The organism is Pseudomonas sp. NCIMB 10586, from assembly GCF_023127895.1.
Classification (GTDB): Bacteria; Pseudomonadota; Gammaproteobacteria; order Pseudomonadales; family Pseudomonadaceae; genus Aquipseudomonas; species Aquipseudomonas synxantha_A.
Window position 1 is genome coordinate 34,512 of the sequence record NZ_SPKQ01000018.1, and the last position, 16,328, is coordinate 50,839.

Sequence of the window (16,328 nt, forward strand, 5' to 3'; positions counted from 1 at the left end):
ACCTGTGGCGAGGGAGCTTCTTGAGGCGACGCCGCTTTCGCGTTTTACCTGGCCGTTTGCGACCTGCGAAGGGCCGACCTCGCGTGTTAACCTTGCCTCCATCGCAAAAAATGCTGGGCCAAGCGCCCCCTTTGCCCCATCACTTTCAACGAATTTGCCTACTACCCAATGAGTAAAAACACTTCAGACCTATCCTCCCACACCCCGATGATGCAGCAGTACTGGCGCCTGAAAAACCAGCACCCTGATCAGTTGATGTTCTATCGCATGGGCGACTTCTACGAGATCTTCTATGAAGATGCGAAGAAGGCCGCCAAGCTGCTGGACATTACCCTGACCGCGCGCGGGCAGTCGGCGGGGCAGTCGATTCCGATGTGTGGGATTCCTTATCACTCGTTGGAAGGCTACCTGGTCAAGCTGGTGAAGCTGGGCGAGTCGGTGGTGATCTGTGAGCAGATCGGCGACCCGGCTACCAGTAAAGGGCCGGTGGAACGTCAAGTGGTGCGCATTATTACGCCGGGTACGGTGAGTGATGAGGCGTTGCTGGATGAGCGTCGCGATAACCTGATCGCTGCGGTGTTGGGCGATGAGCGTCTGTTCGGCCTGTCGGTGCTGGATATCACCAGCGGCAACTTCAGCGTGCTGGAGATCAAGGGCTGGGAGAACCTGCTGGCGGAGCTGGAGCGTATCAACCCGGTGGAGTTGTTGATCCCGGATGATTGGCCCAAGGACTTGCCGGCGGAGAAACGTCGTGGGACCAAGCGTCGTGCGCCGTGGGATTTCGAGCGTGATTCGGCGCTGAAAAGTCTGTGCCAGCAGTTCTCGGTGCAGGACCTTAAAGGTTTTGGCTGTGAAACGCTGACCCTGGCCATCGGCGCTGCTGGCTGCCTGCTCAGCTACGCGAAGGAAACCCAGCGCACCGCCCTGCCCCACTTGCGCAGTCTGCGTCATGAACGCCTGGACGATACCGTGGTGCTCGATGGCGCCAGCCGTCGCAACCTGGAATTGGATACCAACCTGGCCGGCGGGCGCGATAACACCCTGCAATCGGTGGTCGACCGCTGCCAGACCGCGATGGGCAGTCGCTTGCTGACCCGTTGGCTGAACCGTCCGCTGCGGGACTTGACCGTGCTGCAAGCGCGTCAAACCTCTATTACCTGCCTGCTCGATGGCTATCGCTTTGAAAAGCTGCAGCCGCAACTCAAAGAAATCGGTGATATCGAGCGTATCCTGGCGCGGATCGGCCTGCGCAATGCACGACCCCGCGACCTGGCGCGCCTTCGTGATGCCTTGAGCGCCCTGCCGCAGTTGCAACTGGCAATGACTGAGTTGGATACGCCTCACTTGCAACAGCTGGCGGTGACTGCCGGCACTTACCCGGACCTCGCGGCGCTGCTGGAAAAAGCCATCATCGACAACCCGCCCGCGATCATCCGTGATGGCGGCGTGTTGAAAACCGGCTACGACAGCGAGCTGGATGAGCTGCAGTCCCTGAGCGAAAACGCCGGCCAGTTCCTGATCGACCTGGAAGCCCGCGAAAAAGCCCGCACCGGTCTGGCTAACCTGAAGGTGGGCTACAACCGCGTGCATGGCTACTTTATTGAGTTGCCGAGCAAGCAAGCGGAGTCGGCGCCTATCGATTATCAGCGTCGCCAGACGCTCAAGGGTGCCGAGCGTTTTATCACCCCAGAGCTCAAGGAGTTCGAAGACAAGGCGCTGTCAGCCAAAAGCCGCGCCCTGGCCCGGGAAAAGATGCTTTACGAAGCCTTGCTCGAGGATTTGATCAGCCGTTTGGCGCCATTGCAGGACACTGCGGCCGCCCTGGCGGAGCTGGATGTACTGAGCAACCTCGCCGAACGAGCGCTGAACCTTGACCTGAACTGCCCACGGTTTGTCAGCGAGCCATGCATGCGCATTGTGCAAGGTCGCCACCCGGTGGTGGAGCAGGTATTGACCACGCCGTTCGTCGCCAACGACCTGTCGCTGGACGACGATACCCGCATGTTGGTGATCACCGGTCCGAACATGGGTGGTAAATCCACCTATATGCGCCAGACCGCGTTGATCGTGTTGTTGGCCCATATCGGCAGCTTTGTGCCGGCGGCCAGTTGCGAGCTGTCCCTGGTGGACCGCATCTTCACGCGGATCGGCTCCAGTGATGACCTTGCGGGTGGCCGTTCGACCTTTATGGTGGAAATGAGCGAGACCGCCAACATCCTGCACAACGCTACCGAGCGCAGTCTCGTGCTGATGGACGAAGTGGGTCGCGGCACCAGCACCTTCGACGGCCTGTCCCTGGCTTGGGCGGCGGCCGAACGCCTGGCGCATTTGCGCGCTTATACACTGTTTGCCACGCACTACTTCGAACTCACGGTGTTGCCGGAAAGCGAGCCACTGGTGGCCAACGTGCATCTCAATGCCACCGAGCACAATGAGCGCATCGTGTTCCTGCACCATGTGCTGCCAGGGCCGGCGAGCCAGAGCTATGGCTTGGCCGTAGCACAGTTGGCCGGCGTGCCGAATGACGTGATTACTCGCGCCCGCGAACACCTCAGCCGCCTGGAAACCACAGCCCTGCCCCATGAAACCGTGGTCGCCAGCCCTGCCAAGGCCAGCAAGAAACCCGCCGCGCCGCACCAGAGCGATATGTTCGCCAGCCTGCCCCATCCGGTGCTGGATGAGTTGGCAAAGCTTGACCTGGATGACTTGACGCCGCGTAAAGCGCTCGAAATGTTATATGCACTGAAGACTCGGATATAACGCAGACGCTTGCAAGCTGATAGAATCTCGCGCGGTTTGGGATGCTGCGGGCTTTTAGCCTGGTCCGCAGACTATCGCTCTCAAACCTCGCGAACCCCACCACAAGGGGTTTCGCTGCCGCCGCCTGAGGAGAAAATTAGAAATGACCTTCGTCGTCACCGACAACTGCATCAAGTGCAAGTACACCGACTGCGTAGAAGTGTGTCCGGTGGACTGCTTCTACGAAGGCCCGAACTTCCTGGTTATTCACCCGGATGAGTGCATCGACTGCGCCCTGTGTGAACCAGAATGCCCGGCCGTCGCGATTTTCTCCGAGGACGAAGTGCCTGCGGAGATGCAGGAGTTTATTCAGCTGAACGTCGAGTTGGCGGAAATCTGGCCGAATATCACCGAGCGCAAAGACCCGATGCCCGATGCAGCGGAGTGGGATGGCAAAAAAGGTAAGATTGCAGACCTCGAACGCTGATAGCGTCGCCGCCCCCAAAAGGCCCCTTGCGGGCCTTTTTGCGTTTCTGATGGGAGCGTTTTTACTTTTCTACAGGCGAAAAAAGGGGCGGTATGACCCGCCCACATTTTTTCCCTAGTCCCTGTATTCCTTTTCATCATCCTGATGAATCGCATCCTGCGACGTTCCTTCAAACCATCGTTCCTTGATGGCTGTGTCAATCCGTGGACACAGGGCTGATGTTAGAGGGTTCGAAGATAAGTTCAACGCGACCCGGTTCGATCGACTGGCACGCTCTGACACCTAAACACAGATAAATAAGTCTTGTTTTTCAATGAGATGAAAAAAGTCTCAAAAAAATAGAGACGTCCATGCATGATAAAAAAACCGATCGCTTACGCAAAGGTAAGCAAATGCTTACACGCACAATTGCGGAAAAGGGCAATAAGCCTCATTGCCCCCACCGCTTACTGTTGAAAGGCATCAGTCGTCACTGACAGTAATGGTCGGCATCGCCGGCGCAGCAGCTTCCTGCAAGACAATTCTCGCGCCGACATGCCGGGCCAGTTCCTGGTAGATCATCGCGACCTGCCCGTCCGGTTCGGACGCCACGGTTGGTTTGCCACCATCTGCCTGTTCACGAATGCCCATCGCCAGCGGCAACGAAGCGAGCAGCTCGACACCGTATTGGGTCGCGAGCTTTTCGCCCCCACCTTCACCGAACAGATGCTCGGCATGACCGCAGTTGGAGCAGATGTGCACCGCCATGTTTTCCACGACGCCGAGCACAGGGATATTGACTTTGCGGAACATCTCGACGCCTTTCCTGGCGTCCAGCAGCGCGAGGTCCTGAGGCGTGGTGACGATCACCGCACCGGCCACCGGCACTTTTTGCGCCAGGGTCAGCTGGATGTCGCCGGTGCCTGGCGGCATGTCGATCACCAGGTAATCGAGGTCGCCCCAGGCGGTCTGTGTGACCAATTGCAGCAACGCCCCGGAAACCATCGGCCCGCGCCAGACCATCGGCGTGTTGTCATCGGTAAGAAAGGCCATGGACATCACTTCCACACCGAGCGACTCGATGGGTACAAACCATTTCTGATCCTTGACCTTCGGCCGCGTGCCTTCGGCGATGCCGAACATCACGCCTTGGCTTGGGCCGTAGATATCGGCGTCGAGAATCCCCACCCGCGCGCCTTCGCGGGCCAGGGCCAGGGCCAGGTTGGCCGCGGTGGTGGATTTGCCCACACCACCCTTGCCGGAGGCCACCGCCACCACGTTCTTGACGTTGGCCAGGCCCGGGATCTGCGCCTGGGCCTTGTGCGGGGCGATCACGCATTGGATATCGACCTTGGCCGAACCCACGCCGTCGATGCCCTCAATGGCCATTTGGAGCATCTGCGCCCAGCCGCGTTTGAACAAGCCTGCGGCATAGCCCAGTTGCATCTGTACCGACACCTGGTCGCCCTGGACCTCGATGCTGCGCACACAACCGGCACTGACCGGGTCCTGGTTCAAATAAGGATCGGTGTACTGGCGAAGAACGGCTTCCACCGCTGCGCGATTGACGGCGCTCATGGGCTACTCCCGAAAAAAGACTGACTGAAACAGGCGGCTATCCTAACCGTTCCGGCGGTTGAACGGCACGCTTTCGAGGTTCCGGAAGATTCTGAAACAGCGTCACGGGGTGAAATAAATTTCCCGGCGCTTTATAGTGGCCGACCTCCGTTTCATCAAGTAGCCGAGCCCCATGTCCGAGCCACGCAAGATCCTCGTCACCAGCGCCCTGCCCTATGCCAATGGTTCCATCCATCTTGGCCATATGCTTGAGTACATCCAGACCGATATGTGGGTGCGCTTCCAGAAGCATCGCGGCAATCAATGCATTTATGTCTGCGCGGACGACGCCCACGGTTCGGCCATCATGTTGCGCGCCGAAAAGGAAGGTATCACCCCGGAACAACTGATCGCCAACGTGCAGGCTGAACACAGCGCCGACTTTGCCGAGTTCCTGGTGAACTTCGACAACTTCCATTCGACCCACTCCGACGAAAACCGCGAGTTGTCGAGCCAGATCTACCTGCGGTTGAAGGAAGCCGGGCACATCGACCAACGTTCGGTGACCCAGTATTTCGACCCGGAAAAGAAGATGTTCCTGGCCGACCGCTTCATCAAGGGCACCTGCCCCAAATGCGGCACCGAAGACCAGTACGGCGACAACTGCGAAAAATGCGGCGCGACCTACGCACCGACCGACCTGAAGGATCCCAAGTCGGCGATCTCCGGTGCCACTCCGGTGCTCAAGGACTCGCAGCACTTCTTCTTCAAGCTCCCGGATTTCCAGCAAATGCTGCAAACCTGGACGCGCAGCGGTACCTTGCAGGACGCCGTGGCCAACAAACTCTCCGAATGGCTCGACAGTGGCCTGCAGCAGTGGGACATCTCCCGCGACGCGCCATACTTCGGCTTCGAGATCCCGGGCGAGCCGGGCAAGTACTTCTATGTATGGCTGGACGCGCCGATCGGCTACATGGCCAGCTTCAAGAACCTGTGCGACCGCACCCCGGAGCTGGACTTCGACGCGTTCTGGGGCAAGGACTCCACTGCCGAGCTGTACCACTTCATCGGCAAGGACATCGTCAACTTCCACGCGCTGTTCTGGCCGGCGATGCTTGAAGGCTCGGGCTACCGCAAGCCGACCGGCATTGCCGTGCACGGCTACCTGACGGTGAACGGGCAGAAAATGTCCAAGTCCCGTGGCACCTTTATCAAGGCGCGCACCTACCTGGACCACCTGTCGCCTGAATACCTGCGCTACTACTACGCATCCAAGCTGGGCCGGGGTGTCGACGACCTGGACCTGAACCTGGAAGACTTCGTACAGAAGGTCAACTCGGATCTGGTGGGTAAAGTCGTCAACATCGCCAGCCGTTGCGCCGGGTTTATCCACAAGGGCAACAACGGTGTACTGGTAGCCGAGAACGCCGCACCGGAACTGACCGACGCCTTCCTGGCCGCCGCACCAAGCATCGCCGACGCCTATGAGGCCCGCGACTTCGCCCGCGCCATGCGCGAAATCATGGGCCTGGCCGACCGTGCCAACGCCTGGATCGCCGACAAGGCCCCGTGGTCGCTGAACAAGCAGGAAGGCAAGGACGCTGAGGTTCAGGCTATCTGCGCCACCGGCGTCAATCTGTTCCGCCAGTTGGTGATCTTCCTCAAGCCGGTGCTGCCATTGCTGGCCGCCGATGCTGAGGCGTTCCTGAATGTGGCGCCGCTGACCTGGAACGATCATGCCACCTTGCTCGGTAATCATCAGTTGAACGCGTTCAAGCCCTTGATGACCCGCATTGACCCGGTGAAAGTCCAGGCCATGACCGATGCTTCGAAGGAAGACCTGGTCGCCAGCCAGACCGATACCGGCCAATCTGCGCCTGCGGGCAATGGCGAACTGGCCAAGGACCCGATTTCTCCGGAAATCGATTTCGACGCCTTTGCCGCCGTGGACCTGCGCGTAGCACTGATTATCAAGGCCGAAGCCGTGGAGGGCGCCGACAAGTTGCTGCGCCTGACATTGGATATCGGTGACGAACAGCGCAACGTGTTCTCCGGGATCAAGAGCGCTTACCCGGACCCGTCCAAGCTCGATGGGCGCCTGACCATGATGATCGCCAACCTCAAGCCACGGAAAATGAAGTTTGGCATTTCCGAAGGCATGGTGATGGCGGCGGGCCCTGGCGGCGAAGAAATCTACCTGCTGAGCCCCGACAGCGGCGCCAAGCCGGGCCAACGCATCAAGTAATCCCTGCAAAATGCCCCGCTGTTGCCACGGCGGGGCTTTTCAGCTTGCCCACCTCCCTGGGCCGGGCGTCAACGCTATGATCACAGCATGAACCTCATTCAACGTATCGACGCGCTGCTGCCGCAGACTCAATGCGGCAAGTGCGGGCACCCGGGTTGCAAGCCTTATGCAGAAGGCATCGCCAGGGGCGAGGCCATCAACAAGTGCCCGCCCGGTGGGCAGGAAACCATCGCCGGGCTTGCGCAACTGCTGCACCTGCCAGTGCTGGACCTGGACACCAGCCGCGGGGAAGCGCCCGCGCAGATTGCCTATATCCGTGAGGCCGAATGCATCGGTTGTACCAAATGCATCCAGGCTTGCCCGGTGGACGCCATTGTGGGCGCCGCCAAGCTGATGCACACCGTGATTACCGACGAGTGCACCGGTTGCGACCTCTGTGTCGCCCCCTGCCCCGTCGACTGTATCGAGATGCGTGCGCTCGCTGACGTACTGCCTATCGTGGGCGGCTTGGCAGGCACCGATGACGAGCGGCGTGAACGCGACCTCAAACGTGATCGGGCGCGACGGCGTTTCGAACAACGCAACGCCCGCCTGCAACGTGAGGAAGCCTGCAAGCTCGCCGAACGCCTGACACGGGCCAAACGCGCAGCTGCGGTGGAAACGACACAGGTCAATAATCATCAGGCCGCTCAGGACGCCGCGATCAAGCAGGCCAAAATCAGCGTCACCATGAGTCGCGCTCAATTGCACAAATCGTTGAAGGCGTTTGGGCATCCCCCGACCTTTGAGCAACAGTCGCAATTGATTATGCTGCAACGGCAGTTCGAGGCTTGCGAACAGGCGCTTGCCGCGCTGGAGGCCAACAGTGCGCCGCCGACAACGCCCCCCAAGAGCGCCGACCTCAAGCGTGCAAAAATCCAACTGGCCATGCGCCGAGCCGAGTTGAAAAAGGCCCAGGCCGAGCAGGCTGGCGAGCAGCAACTGGCAGCCTTGAGCGCTGCGTTGAACGCCGCCGAGCAGACGCTGCAGGATGCCGAGGCCAACACCGACGCCTGAACCTGCGCTTTGCATTGCTAACATCACGTCGACCGCCAGCAAGGAAACGTCCGCCCCTATGAATGCCGCAAAACGCCTGGAAATCTTCCGCAGGTTTCATGAAGACAATCCGGAACCGAAAACCGAACTGGCCTACTCCTCCCCTTTCGAATTACTGATTGCGGTGATCCTGTCAGCCCAATCCACGGACGTCGGTGTCAACAAGGCCACGGCGAAGCTGTATCCCGTGGCCAATACCCCGGCCGCGATTTACGCCCTGGGTGTGGAAGGTTTGTCCGAGTACATCAAGACCATCGGCCTGTATAACAGCAAGGCCAAGAATGTGATCGAAACGTGCCGCCTGCTGGTAGAGCTGCATGGTGGTGAAGTCCCGAAAACGCGCGAAGCCCTGGAAGCCTTGCCAGGGGTGGGCCGCAAAACGGCCAACGTGGTACTTAATACCGCATTCCGGCAGTTGACCATGGCTGTGGATACGCACATCTTCCGGGTCAGTAACCGAACCGGCATTGCGCGGGGCAAAAATGTGGTCGAGGTGGAAAAGCAACTGATGAAGTTCGTGCCCAAGCCGTATTTGCTCGACTCCCATCATTGGCTGATCCTGCATGGGCGCTACGTTTGCCAGGCTCGCAAGCCCCGCTGCGGCAGCTGTCGCATCGAAGATCTGTGTGAATACAAGGACAAGACTTCCGACGATTGAGCGACCATTGCTTTTTTTGATCAGTCGATTGAAAAAATCTTTTTTACCCGTTCGCAGATTATCGCTATAAGGAGCCCCAATGGCAGTCTTAGCCCGGAGTTAATCTTATGAGCGCTGGCAAAGAACAACTGGAAGTGGAAGACGACCTCGCTGAGTCGGATGAGGACGCGGTAGAGACACCTGTAGAGGTAGCCAAGACCAATTTGAGCAAACGTCGCACTATCGACAATCTTCTGGAAGAGCGACGCTTGCAAAAACAGCTGGCCGATTACGACTTCGATCTGTGATCGATGCGTGAACGACCGGAAGCCTCCCTGACGGAGGCTTTTTTCTGCCGGATACACGGGTTTTGAGCGGTGCAACGTCCTCCTACACCAAGCCGTTGCGCTGGGCCAACTCGATCAGGTCCACAAGGGAGCGGGCATTGAGCTTGAGTAGCAGGCGAGTCTTGTAGGTACTGACGGTTTTGTTACTGAGGAACATGCCGTCGGCAATCTCCTTGTTGGTTTTGCCACGTGCCAGTTGCTGCAGCACCATCATCTCTCGCCCCGACAAGCGTTCAACCATTTCAGCTTCGCTGGCATTGCCCATGGTTGAACGCACTGAATTGAGCGCCTGGTTCGGGAAGTAGCTGTAGCCGGAGAGCACCGCCTTGATGGCGCTCAACAACTCGGTAAGATCCTGCTGCTTGCAGACATAGCCGGCCGCCCCTGCCTGCATGCAGCGCATGGAAAAATGGCCAGGGGCTTGGGATGTCAGCACCAGCACCTTGAACGATATGGCTTGCTTGGTTGAAGCCAACCGGCAAATCACCTCCAGGCCGTCGAGCTTGGGGATTCCGATATCCAGTATCACAATATCCGGCATGTGTTCCCGTGCAAGTTGCAACGCATCGACACCGTTATCGGTCTCGGCAACGACCTCATAACCATGACGCTCCATTAGCATGCGCACAGCAAGACGAATGACGGGATGATCATCCACGATCAGCACTTTATTCATGAGAAAGTCCAATTTCGCTGTTCGAATTATTTAGAGCAAACACAATAGCCTAGTCGATTACTAGTTGGCATAGCATTCCACCCCGAGCAACGGCAGGGAGAGACCCAACCCACAGGAAGATAGGAATTAGCCTACAAAAAATCGCAAACTTAGATGTATAGGGCTTTATGGATGCTTTCAGACTTTTCTCGACGCGCACATATTTTGAGTGAAATGTCCTTGGCATAAGCCTATGAAGGTAAACGCACCGCACAAGACTTTCAGGAAATACCCCTTGCCTGGAGCCTGGCTGCACGCAGAACGACAAGGAAAGCCCGTCTGTATTAGTTCCATTTAACATATTTATAGATCTCCATAATTCCTACAGAAAATTCAACGAATAACCTCGCTATTGCAGTTACATGAGTGAATTTTCTGTCAGACATAGTTCCTCAGCAGATGTAAAAAATCATTCAGCGTTAAAAACAAAACGCAAAAAAGTAAAACAACCAGTAAAGTTTCAGAAAAAACACACTCAAGCACCCGCTAAACACTGATAAACATCATTGCCCTATTTATGTTCATCCAATAATAAACAAGCAAAAAAAATGGCCCCTTGGATAAGGGGCCATTTTTCACAACCGAGGCAACACTCAGAACAACGAGCGCCCCTTGTTGGCAGCAATCCGCATACGCAGGGCGTTCAGCTTGATGAAGCCCGCCGCATCCGCCTGGTTATAGGCGCCACCGTCTTCTTCAAAGGTCGCAATGTTGGAGTCGAACAGCGACTCATCGGATTTACGACCCGTGACGATCACGTTGCCCTTGTAGAGTTTCAGGCGCACAACGCCGTTCACGTGGGCCTGGGAGGCGTCGATCATCTGTTGCAGCATCAGACGCTCAGGGCTCCACCAGTAACCGGTGTAGATCAGGCTGGCGTACTTGGGCATCAGCTCGTCTTTAAGGTGGGCGACTTCACGGTCCAGGGTGATGGATTCGATGGCACGGTGAGCACGCAGCATGATGGTGCCGCCCGGGGTTTCATAGCAGCCGCGGGACTTCATGCCCACATAGCGGTTCTCGACGATGTCGAGACGGCCGATACCATGCTGGCCACCGATACGGTTGAGGGTCGCCAGCACGGTGGCCGGAGACATTTCAACGCCGTCCAACGCGACGATGTCGCCGTTGCGGTAAGTCAGTTCCAGATACTGTGGCTTGTCTGGAGCGTTCTCCGGGGAGACGGTCCATTTCCACATGTCTTCTTCGTGCTCGGTCCAGGTGTCTTCCAGGACGCCGCCCTCATAGGAGATGTGCAGCAGGTTGGCGTCCATCGAGTACGGCGACTTCTTCTTGCCATGACGCTCGATCGGGATCGCGTGCTTTTCAGCGTAATCCATCAGCTTTTCACGGGAGAGCAGGTCCCATTCACGCCAAGGGGCGATCACTTTTACCCCTGGCTTGAGTGCATAGGCACCCAGTTCGAAACGCACCTGGTCGTTGCCCTTGCCAGTGGCGCCGTGGGAAATGGCATCAGCGCCGGTTTCGTTGGCGATCTCGATCAGACGTTTGGCGATCAGCGGACGTGCGATGGAGGTACCCAGCAGGTACTCACCTTCGTAGACAGTGTTGGCGCGAAACATCGGGAATACGAAATCGCGGACGAACTCTTCGCGCAGGTCGTCAATGTAGATCTCTTTCACGCCCATGGCTTGCGCCTTGGCACGTGCAGGTTCGACCTCTTCGCCCTGACCCAGGTCAGCGGTGAAGGTCACCACCTCACAGTTATAAGTATCCTGCAGCCACTTGAGGATCACCGAAGTGTCCAGGCCGCCGGAATACGCGAGAACGACCTTGTTTACGTCGGCCATGCCATCACTCCACGGGGTTGTACGGAAAGGCAACGATTCTACCGATCAAAACCGCGAAATTACAGGGGCGCGACAGCAAATGAAGATAAAGCGACAGATTATGTCGAGTGGGCGACCGATGGTCGCACCTACGAGGTAGCCGCCGGGTTGCTCGGTACCGTGGCTTGGGATGCCGGTTTCTCGGGGGCAGCGACCCGCTCAAGCTGGATATTCACACGGCGGTTGCGGGCGCGGTTGGCGGCACTGGTGTTGGGTGCCAGAGGGTAGCTCTCGCCGTGGAAACGCAGGGTGATCTGCGATTCCTGAATGCCATTGGCCTTGAAGTAATCCATCACCGCCAGGGCGCGGCGGCGCGAGACGTCGCGATTGGTCAGGCGATTGCCACTGTTATCCGAGTGGCCGTTCAACTCGACATGATTGACGGTAGGGTCGGCCTTCATGAACGCAAGAATCACAGACAGCTTCTTCCTGGCGGCAGCGTCCAGCTCAATGCCGCCACCGGGGAATCCGACTTCAGTCTGCTTGACCTGATCGTAATTCATGGGCAACAGCTTGGCAGTGCACGACTGATAGTCGCTGTAAGCCTTGCTGAACCTCACCGGCAGCAGACGCACCTCCGAGTACCCGCCCTCGCGCGCGTAATGCCGTACGGTCGGGCTGCGCCCCTCAAGCAATCCAGTGAACAGGCGCCCGGCCTGGGCCTGGGAGCTATTGAACAGTACGTCGCCACTGCCGACACGTACCGCCCCGAGGTTGATATCGCCTCGGCCCGGCTGCCAGGGCGCAGCGGCGGCCAACAAGGTTGCCGAGCCTGCGCCAAACGCACCGTTATAGGCTTTCAGGCGAAACGTCGCCTGCTCGCCGGCCCGGCGCACGAACTCCCCGGAACCAAAGTCGGTGATCGGCTGCGTCAGGCGGCACTCGAACTGGTCGCCCTCTACCTTCCACTCAATATTCTCCAGACGGGTCTGGAACGTGAGGGCCATAGCGGGCAGGCTGGCGAACACACTGAGCAGGGCTAGATAATGCTGGCGCACGGGAGGCTCCACTGGTTTCTACAACACTTCAAAGCGTCATACATCGTTAGGGCATACCCGGGGATATCGGTCGCATCCGGCAAAACTTGATAGCGAGTGCCTGCAAGAGTCTTTTCCGGTAGCATTCCCACCAGATTGACCCGCCTGGAATCCCCAATGTCCGACCGCCTGACCCTGCTGCGTCCCGACGACTGGCATATTCATCTTCGCGATGGTGCTGCGTTACCCCAAACCGTGGCCGATGTGGCGCGCACGTTTGGCCGTGCCATCATCATGCCTAACCTGGTACCTCCGGTGCGCAATGCCGCAGAAGCCGACGCCTATCGCCAGCGTATTCTCGCTGCACGACCGGCCGGCAGCCGCTTTGAACCGTTGATGGTGCTCTACCTGACCGACCGCACCCAGCCTGAAGAGATTCGCCAGGCCAAGGCTAGCGGCTTCGTCCACGCTGCCAAGCTCTATCCGGCCGGCGCGACCACCAACTCTGATTCCGGCGTGACCAGTATCGACAAGATCCTGCCGGCGATCGAAGCCATGGCCGAAGTTGGTATGCCGTTGCTGATCCATGGGGAAGTGACCCGTGGCGATGTGGATGTTTTCGATCGCGAGAAAATCTTCATCGACGAACACATGCGTCGTGTGGTCGAGTTGTTCCCGACTTTAAAGGTAGTGTTCGAGCACATCACCACCGCCGATGCCGTGCAGTTCGTCACCGAAGCTTCGGCTAACGTTGGCGCGACCATCACCGCTCACCACCTGCTCTACAACCGCAACCACATGTTGGTGGGCGGAATTCGGCCGCACTTCTATTGCCTGCCGATCCTCAAGCGCAACACTCACCAGGTGGCACTGCTGGATGCCGCCACCAGCGGCAGCCCGAAGTTCTTCCTGGGCACCGACTCGGCGCCCCACGCCCAGCACGCCAAGGAAGCCGCATGCGGTTGTGCCGGATGCTACACGGCGTTTGCCGCCATCGAGCTGTATGCCGAAGCATTCGAACAGCGCAATGCCCTGGACAAACTCGAAGGTTTTGCCAGCCTCAATGGTCCGCGTTTCTACGGCCTGCCGGCGAATACCGACCGCATTACCCTGGTCCGTGAAGATTGGACCGCCCCCGCCAGCCTGCCGTTTGGCGAGCTGACCGTTATCCCGCTGCGCGCCGGTGAAACACTGCGCTGGCGCCTGCTGGAGGAAAGCAAGTGAGTGAAGACCATTACGATGACGAACAAGAGCACAGTGGCGGCGGCTCGCGCCACCCGATGGCCGAGCGTTTTCGCGGTTATCTGCCGGTTGTCATCGACGTAGAAACCGGTGGCTTCAACTGCGCCACCGACGCCCTGCTGGAAATCGCCGCAACCACCATCGGCATGGACGAACAGGGTTTCGTGTTCCCGGAACACACCCACTTCTTCCGTGTCGAGCCGTTCGAAGGCGCCAATATCGAAGCCGCGGCCCTGGAGTTCACCGGGATCAAGCTCGACCACCCGCTGCGCATGGCCGTCAGTGAAGAAGCAGCACTGACCGATATCTTCCGTGGCGTGCGCAAGGCGCTGAAGGCCAATGGCTGCAAACGCGCGATCCTGGTCGGCCATAACAGCAGCTTCGACCTGGGCTTCCTGAATGCCGCCGTGGCGCGCCTGGACATGAAGCGCAACCCGTTTCACCCGTTCTCAAGCTTCGACACTGCCACCCTTGCAGGCCTGGCGTATGGCCAGACCGTACTGGCCAAAGCCTGCCAGGCAGCGGGTATCGACTTTGATGGTCGTGAAGCCCACTCGGCCCGCTACGATACCGAAAAGACCGCCGACCTGTTCTGTGGCATCGTCAACCGCTGGAAACAGATGGGTGGCTGGGAAGACTTCAACGACTGAGCCTGCACCGCCCCTCCCATAAAAAAACCGGCCTTTTCAGGCCGGTTTTTTTGTACCTCGACGCAGGCTTACAGCTTGCCGGCGTTCTCGGTCAGGTAAGCGGCAACGCCTTCTGGCGAAGCGTTCATGCCTTTGTCGCCTTTTTTCCAGTTGGCAGGGCAGACTTCACCGTGCTCTTCGTGGAATTGCAGGGCGTCAACCAGGCGGATCAGCTCTTCCATGTTACGGCCCAGCGGCAGGTCGTTGATGATCTGCGAACGCACGACGCCCTTGTCGTCGATCAGGAACGCGCCACGGAAAGCGACGCCGCCTTCAGACTCAACGTCGTAGGCCTTGGCGATGTCGTGCTTCATGTCGGCAGCCATGGTGTATTTGACTTTGCCGATGCCGCCGTCGTTGATGGCGGTGTTGCGCCAGGCGTTATGGGTGAAATGGGAGTCGATGGACACGGCAACCACTTCTACGTTGCGCGCCTTGAAATCGTCCATGCGGTGGTCCAGGGCGATCAGCTCCGAAGGGCAGACGAAAGTGAAGTCCAGCGGGTAGAAGAATACCAGGCCGTATTTGCCTTTGATGGCTTCAGACAGTTTGAAGCTGTCTACGATTTCGCCATTGCCGAGGACGGCTGGAACGTCAAAATCCGGGGCTTGTTTACCGACGAGTACGCTCATTGGATATCTCCTGATATAGGGGGTGACGATTGAAGTAAAAGGACCGGTCGAGTCTGCCTGTGGAAGCAGACAGAAATATGACGCAATCACGCTTCGTGAAGACCGACCATCATACACCGAAAAAACCGTTCGTCAGCGCACGGGCAATTCCTCTCGGATTGCTGCTGAAACTATTTTGACAATCATTCTCGTTAACATTAAGATCCATCGCACTTAAGCCATAAACCCGCGACGGTTCTCACTTATGTATGTCTGCCTCTGCACTGGCGTCACCGACGGACAAATCCGCGAAGCGATCTACGAAGGTTGCTGCAGCTACAAAGAAGTGCGTGAAACCACGGGCGTTGCCAGCCAGTGCGGCAAATGCGCCTGCCTCGCCAAGCAAGTGGTACGGGAAACCCTGACGCAGCTGCAAACAGCCCAGGCCGCGATCCCCTACTCGACAGAATTTACACACGCCTGATAGGCATGTTTTAAAGAGCCGGACCTTGTGTCCGGTTTTTTTATGCCTGTAATTCAATTAGTTAGCGCCAAGACGCGGAACACAAACATTCTTATTCCGATTAATTTTCATTTATTATTCAATAACTTAGGTTTGACACTGGGATTTTCACCGCTCAGACTCCCCCTTATACACAGCTATTACAGGGCAGGACCCCAGTCATGAAAGGCGACATCTCAGTCATCCAGCAACTCAACAAAATCCTTGCCAATGAACTGGTCGCGATCAATCAGTACTTCCTGCATGCGCGCATGTACGACGATTGGGGCCTGGAAAAGCTCGGCAAGCGTGAATACAAAGAATCGATCAAGGCCATGAAGGACGCCGACGCGCTGATCAAGCGCATCCTGTTCCTGGAAGGTCTGCCGAACGTGCAGGACCTGGGCAAGCTGAACATCGGCGAGCACACTCAGGAAATGATCGGCAGTGACCTGGGCTTTGAGCGCAAAAGCCACAGCGACATCAAGGCAGCGATTGCCCACTGTGAGACCAAAGGCGATTTCGGCAGCCGTGAGCTGCTGGAAGACATCCTGGAAGACCAGGAAGAGCATATCGACTGGCTGGAAACCCAGTTGGGCCTGATAGACAAGGTCAGCCTGGAGAACTACCTGCAATCGCAGATGGGTGAATAACCC

At 57.9% G+C, this 16,328-nt stretch carries 15 protein-coding genes; 10 read left to right on the plus strand and 5 right to left on the minus strand.

All coding sequences use genetic code 11. The features are described 5' to 3' along the window. Nucleotides 1-168 precede the first annotated feature (168 nt). Entirely contained in the window at nucleotides 169-2,760 is a 2,592-nt protein-coding gene (mutS, locus tag E4P01_RS08265) for a DNA mismatch repair protein MutS (protein WP_032877521.1), read from the plus strand. 142 nt (nucleotides 2,761-2,902) lie between these two features. Next, entirely contained in the window at nucleotides 2,903-3,226 is a 324-nt protein-coding gene (fdxA, locus tag E4P01_RS08270) for a ferredoxin FdxA (protein ID WP_003208688.1), read from the plus strand. Between the two features lie 462 nt (nucleotides 3,227-3,688). On the opposite strand, the gene apbC is transcribed toward fdxA, so the two are convergent. Further along, entirely contained in the window at nucleotides 3,689-4,783 is a 1,095-nt protein-coding gene (gene apbC, locus E4P01_RS08275) for an iron-sulfur cluster carrier protein ApbC (protein ID WP_032877523.1), read from the minus strand. A gap of 172 nt (nucleotides 4,784-4,955) precedes the next feature. Here apbC and metG point away from each other — a divergent pair, with 172 nt between their 5' ends. The 4 genes from metG to E4P01_RS08295 all read left to right on the plus strand — a co-directional run bounded on the left by metG (nucleotide 4,956) and on the right by E4P01_RS08295 (nucleotide 9,047). Continuing rightward, entirely contained in the window at nucleotides 4,956-7,007 is a 2,052-nt protein-coding gene (gene metG / locus E4P01_RS08280; RefSeq protein ID WP_216090814.1) for a methionine--tRNA ligase, read from the plus strand. Nucleotides 7,008-7,094: 87 nt separating this feature from the next. Next, nucleotides 7,095-8,063 carry an electron transport complex subunit RsxB gene (gene rsxB, locus E4P01_RS08285; protein WP_032877526.1) on the plus strand — a complete coding sequence of 323 codons (969 nt, stop codon included), beginning with the start codon at nucleotides 7,095-7,097 and terminating at the stop codon, nucleotides 8,061-8,063. Nucleotides 8,064-8,121: 58 nt separating this feature from the next. After that, nucleotides 8,122-8,760, plus strand: a complete 639-nt coding sequence (nth, locus tag E4P01_RS08290) for an endonuclease III (protein ID WP_032877527.1) — start codon at nucleotides 8,122-8,124, stop codon at nucleotides 8,758-8,760. Nucleotides 8,761-8,867: 107 nt separating this feature from the next. Continuing rightward, complete coding sequence (locus E4P01_RS08295; RefSeq protein ID WP_005785279.1) at nucleotides 8,868-9,047, plus strand: hypothetical protein; 180 nt, start codon at nucleotides 8,868-8,870, stop codon at nucleotides 9,045-9,047. 82 nt (nucleotides 9,048-9,129) lie between these two features. Here the strand turns inward: E4P01_RS08295 and E4P01_RS08300 are convergent, their stop codons facing one another. The 3 genes from E4P01_RS08300 to E4P01_RS08310 form a co-directional block, all read right to left on the minus strand. Beyond that, nucleotides 9,130-9,762: a response regulator transcription factor gene (locus tag E4P01_RS08300; protein WP_005785278.1), complete on the minus strand. Its 633-nt coding sequence runs from the start codon at nucleotides 9,760-9,762 to the stop codon at nucleotides 9,130-9,132. A 632-nt stretch (nucleotides 9,763-10,394) separates the two neighbouring features. Then, nucleotides 10,395-11,612, minus strand: coding sequence for an argininosuccinate synthase (locus E4P01_RS08305; RefSeq protein ID WP_005785276.1), 1,218 nt, complete (start codon nucleotides 11,610-11,612; stop codon nucleotides 10,395-10,397). Between the two features lie 128 nt (nucleotides 11,613-11,740). Next, entirely contained in the window at nucleotides 11,741-12,649 is a 909-nt protein-coding gene (locus E4P01_RS08310; RefSeq protein WP_032877528.1) for an OmpA family protein, read from the minus strand. A gap of 156 nt (nucleotides 12,650-12,805) precedes the next feature. On the opposite strand from E4P01_RS08310, the gene pyrC reads away from it, so the two are divergent. Further along, entirely contained in the window at nucleotides 12,806-13,852 is a 1,047-nt protein-coding gene (gene pyrC / locus E4P01_RS08315; RefSeq protein ID WP_005785273.1) for a dihydroorotase, read from the plus strand. Beyond that, nucleotides 13,849-14,520: a ribonuclease T gene (gene rnt, locus E4P01_RS08320; RefSeq protein ID WP_005785271.1), complete on the plus strand. Its 672-nt coding sequence runs from the start codon at nucleotides 13,849-13,851 to the stop codon at nucleotides 14,518-14,520. The genes pyrC and rnt overlap by 4 nt, the downstream gene beginning before the upstream one ends. A 68-nt stretch (nucleotides 14,521-14,588) precedes the next feature. On the opposite strand, the gene E4P01_RS08325 is transcribed toward rnt, so the two are convergent. After that, nucleotides 14,589-15,191, minus strand: a complete 603-nt coding sequence (locus E4P01_RS08325; RefSeq protein ID WP_003172097.1) for a peroxiredoxin — start codon at nucleotides 15,189-15,191, stop codon at nucleotides 14,589-14,591. 244 nt (nucleotides 15,192-15,435) lie between these two features. On the opposite strand from E4P01_RS08325, the gene E4P01_RS08330 reads away from it, so the two are divergent. Together E4P01_RS08330 and bfr are read left to right on the plus strand one after the other, a co-directional pair. Continuing rightward, nucleotides 15,436-15,654, plus strand: coding sequence for a bacterioferritin-associated ferredoxin (locus E4P01_RS08330; protein ID WP_005785268.1), 219 nt, complete (start codon nucleotides 15,436-15,438; stop codon nucleotides 15,652-15,654). Nucleotides 15,655-15,854: 200 nt separating this feature from the next. Then, nucleotides 15,855-16,325 carry a bacterioferritin gene (gene bfr / locus E4P01_RS08335; RefSeq protein ID WP_005785266.1) on the plus strand — a complete coding sequence of 157 codons (471 nt, stop codon included), beginning with the start codon at nucleotides 15,855-15,857 and terminating at the stop codon, nucleotides 16,323-16,325. Nucleotides 16,326-16,328: the final 3 nt, after the last annotated feature.

Coding starts and splice junctions, on each gene's coding strand:
- mutS (WP_032877521.1), top strand. CDS start 169: ATGAGTAAAAACACTTCAGACCTATCCTCCCACACCCCGATGATGCAG.
- fdxA (WP_003208688.1), top strand. CDS start 2,903: ATGACCTTCGTCGTCACCGACAACTGCATCAAGTGCAAGTACACCGAC.
- apbC (WP_032877523.1), bottom strand. CDS start 4,783: ATGAGCGCCGTCAATCGCGCAGCGGTGGAAGCCGTTCTTCGCCAGTAC.
- metG (WP_216090814.1), top strand. CDS start 4,956: ATGTCCGAGCCACGCAAGATCCTCGTCACCAGCGCCCTGCCCTATGCC.
- rsxB (WP_032877526.1), top strand. CDS start 7,095: ATGAACCTCATTCAACGTATCGACGCGCTGCTGCCGCAGACTCAATGC.
- nth (WP_032877527.1), top strand. CDS start 8,122: ATGAATGCCGCAAAACGCCTGGAAATCTTCCGCAGGTTTCATGAAGAC.
- E4P01_RS08295 (WP_005785279.1), top strand. CDS start 8,868: ATGAGCGCTGGCAAAGAACAACTGGAAGTGGAAGACGACCTCGCTGAG.
- E4P01_RS08300 (WP_005785278.1), bottom strand. CDS start 9,762: ATGAATAAAGTGCTGATCGTGGATGATCATCCCGTCATTCGTCTTGCT.
- E4P01_RS08305 (WP_005785276.1), bottom strand. CDS start 11,612: ATGGCCGACGTAAACAAGGTCGTTCTCGCGTATTCCGGCGGCCTGGAC.
- pyrC (WP_005785273.1), top strand. CDS start 12,806: ATGTCCGACCGCCTGACCCTGCTGCGTCCCGACGACTGGCATATTCAT.
- E4P01_RS08325 (WP_003172097.1), bottom strand. CDS start 15,191: ATGAGCGTACTCGTCGGTAAACAAGCCCCGGATTTTGACGTTCCAGCC.
- E4P01_RS08330 (WP_005785268.1), top strand. CDS start 15,436: ATGTATGTCTGCCTCTGCACTGGCGTCACCGACGGACAAATCCGCGAA.
- bfr (WP_005785266.1), top strand. CDS start 15,855: ATGAAAGGCGACATCTCAGTCATCCAGCAACTCAACAAAATCCTTGCC.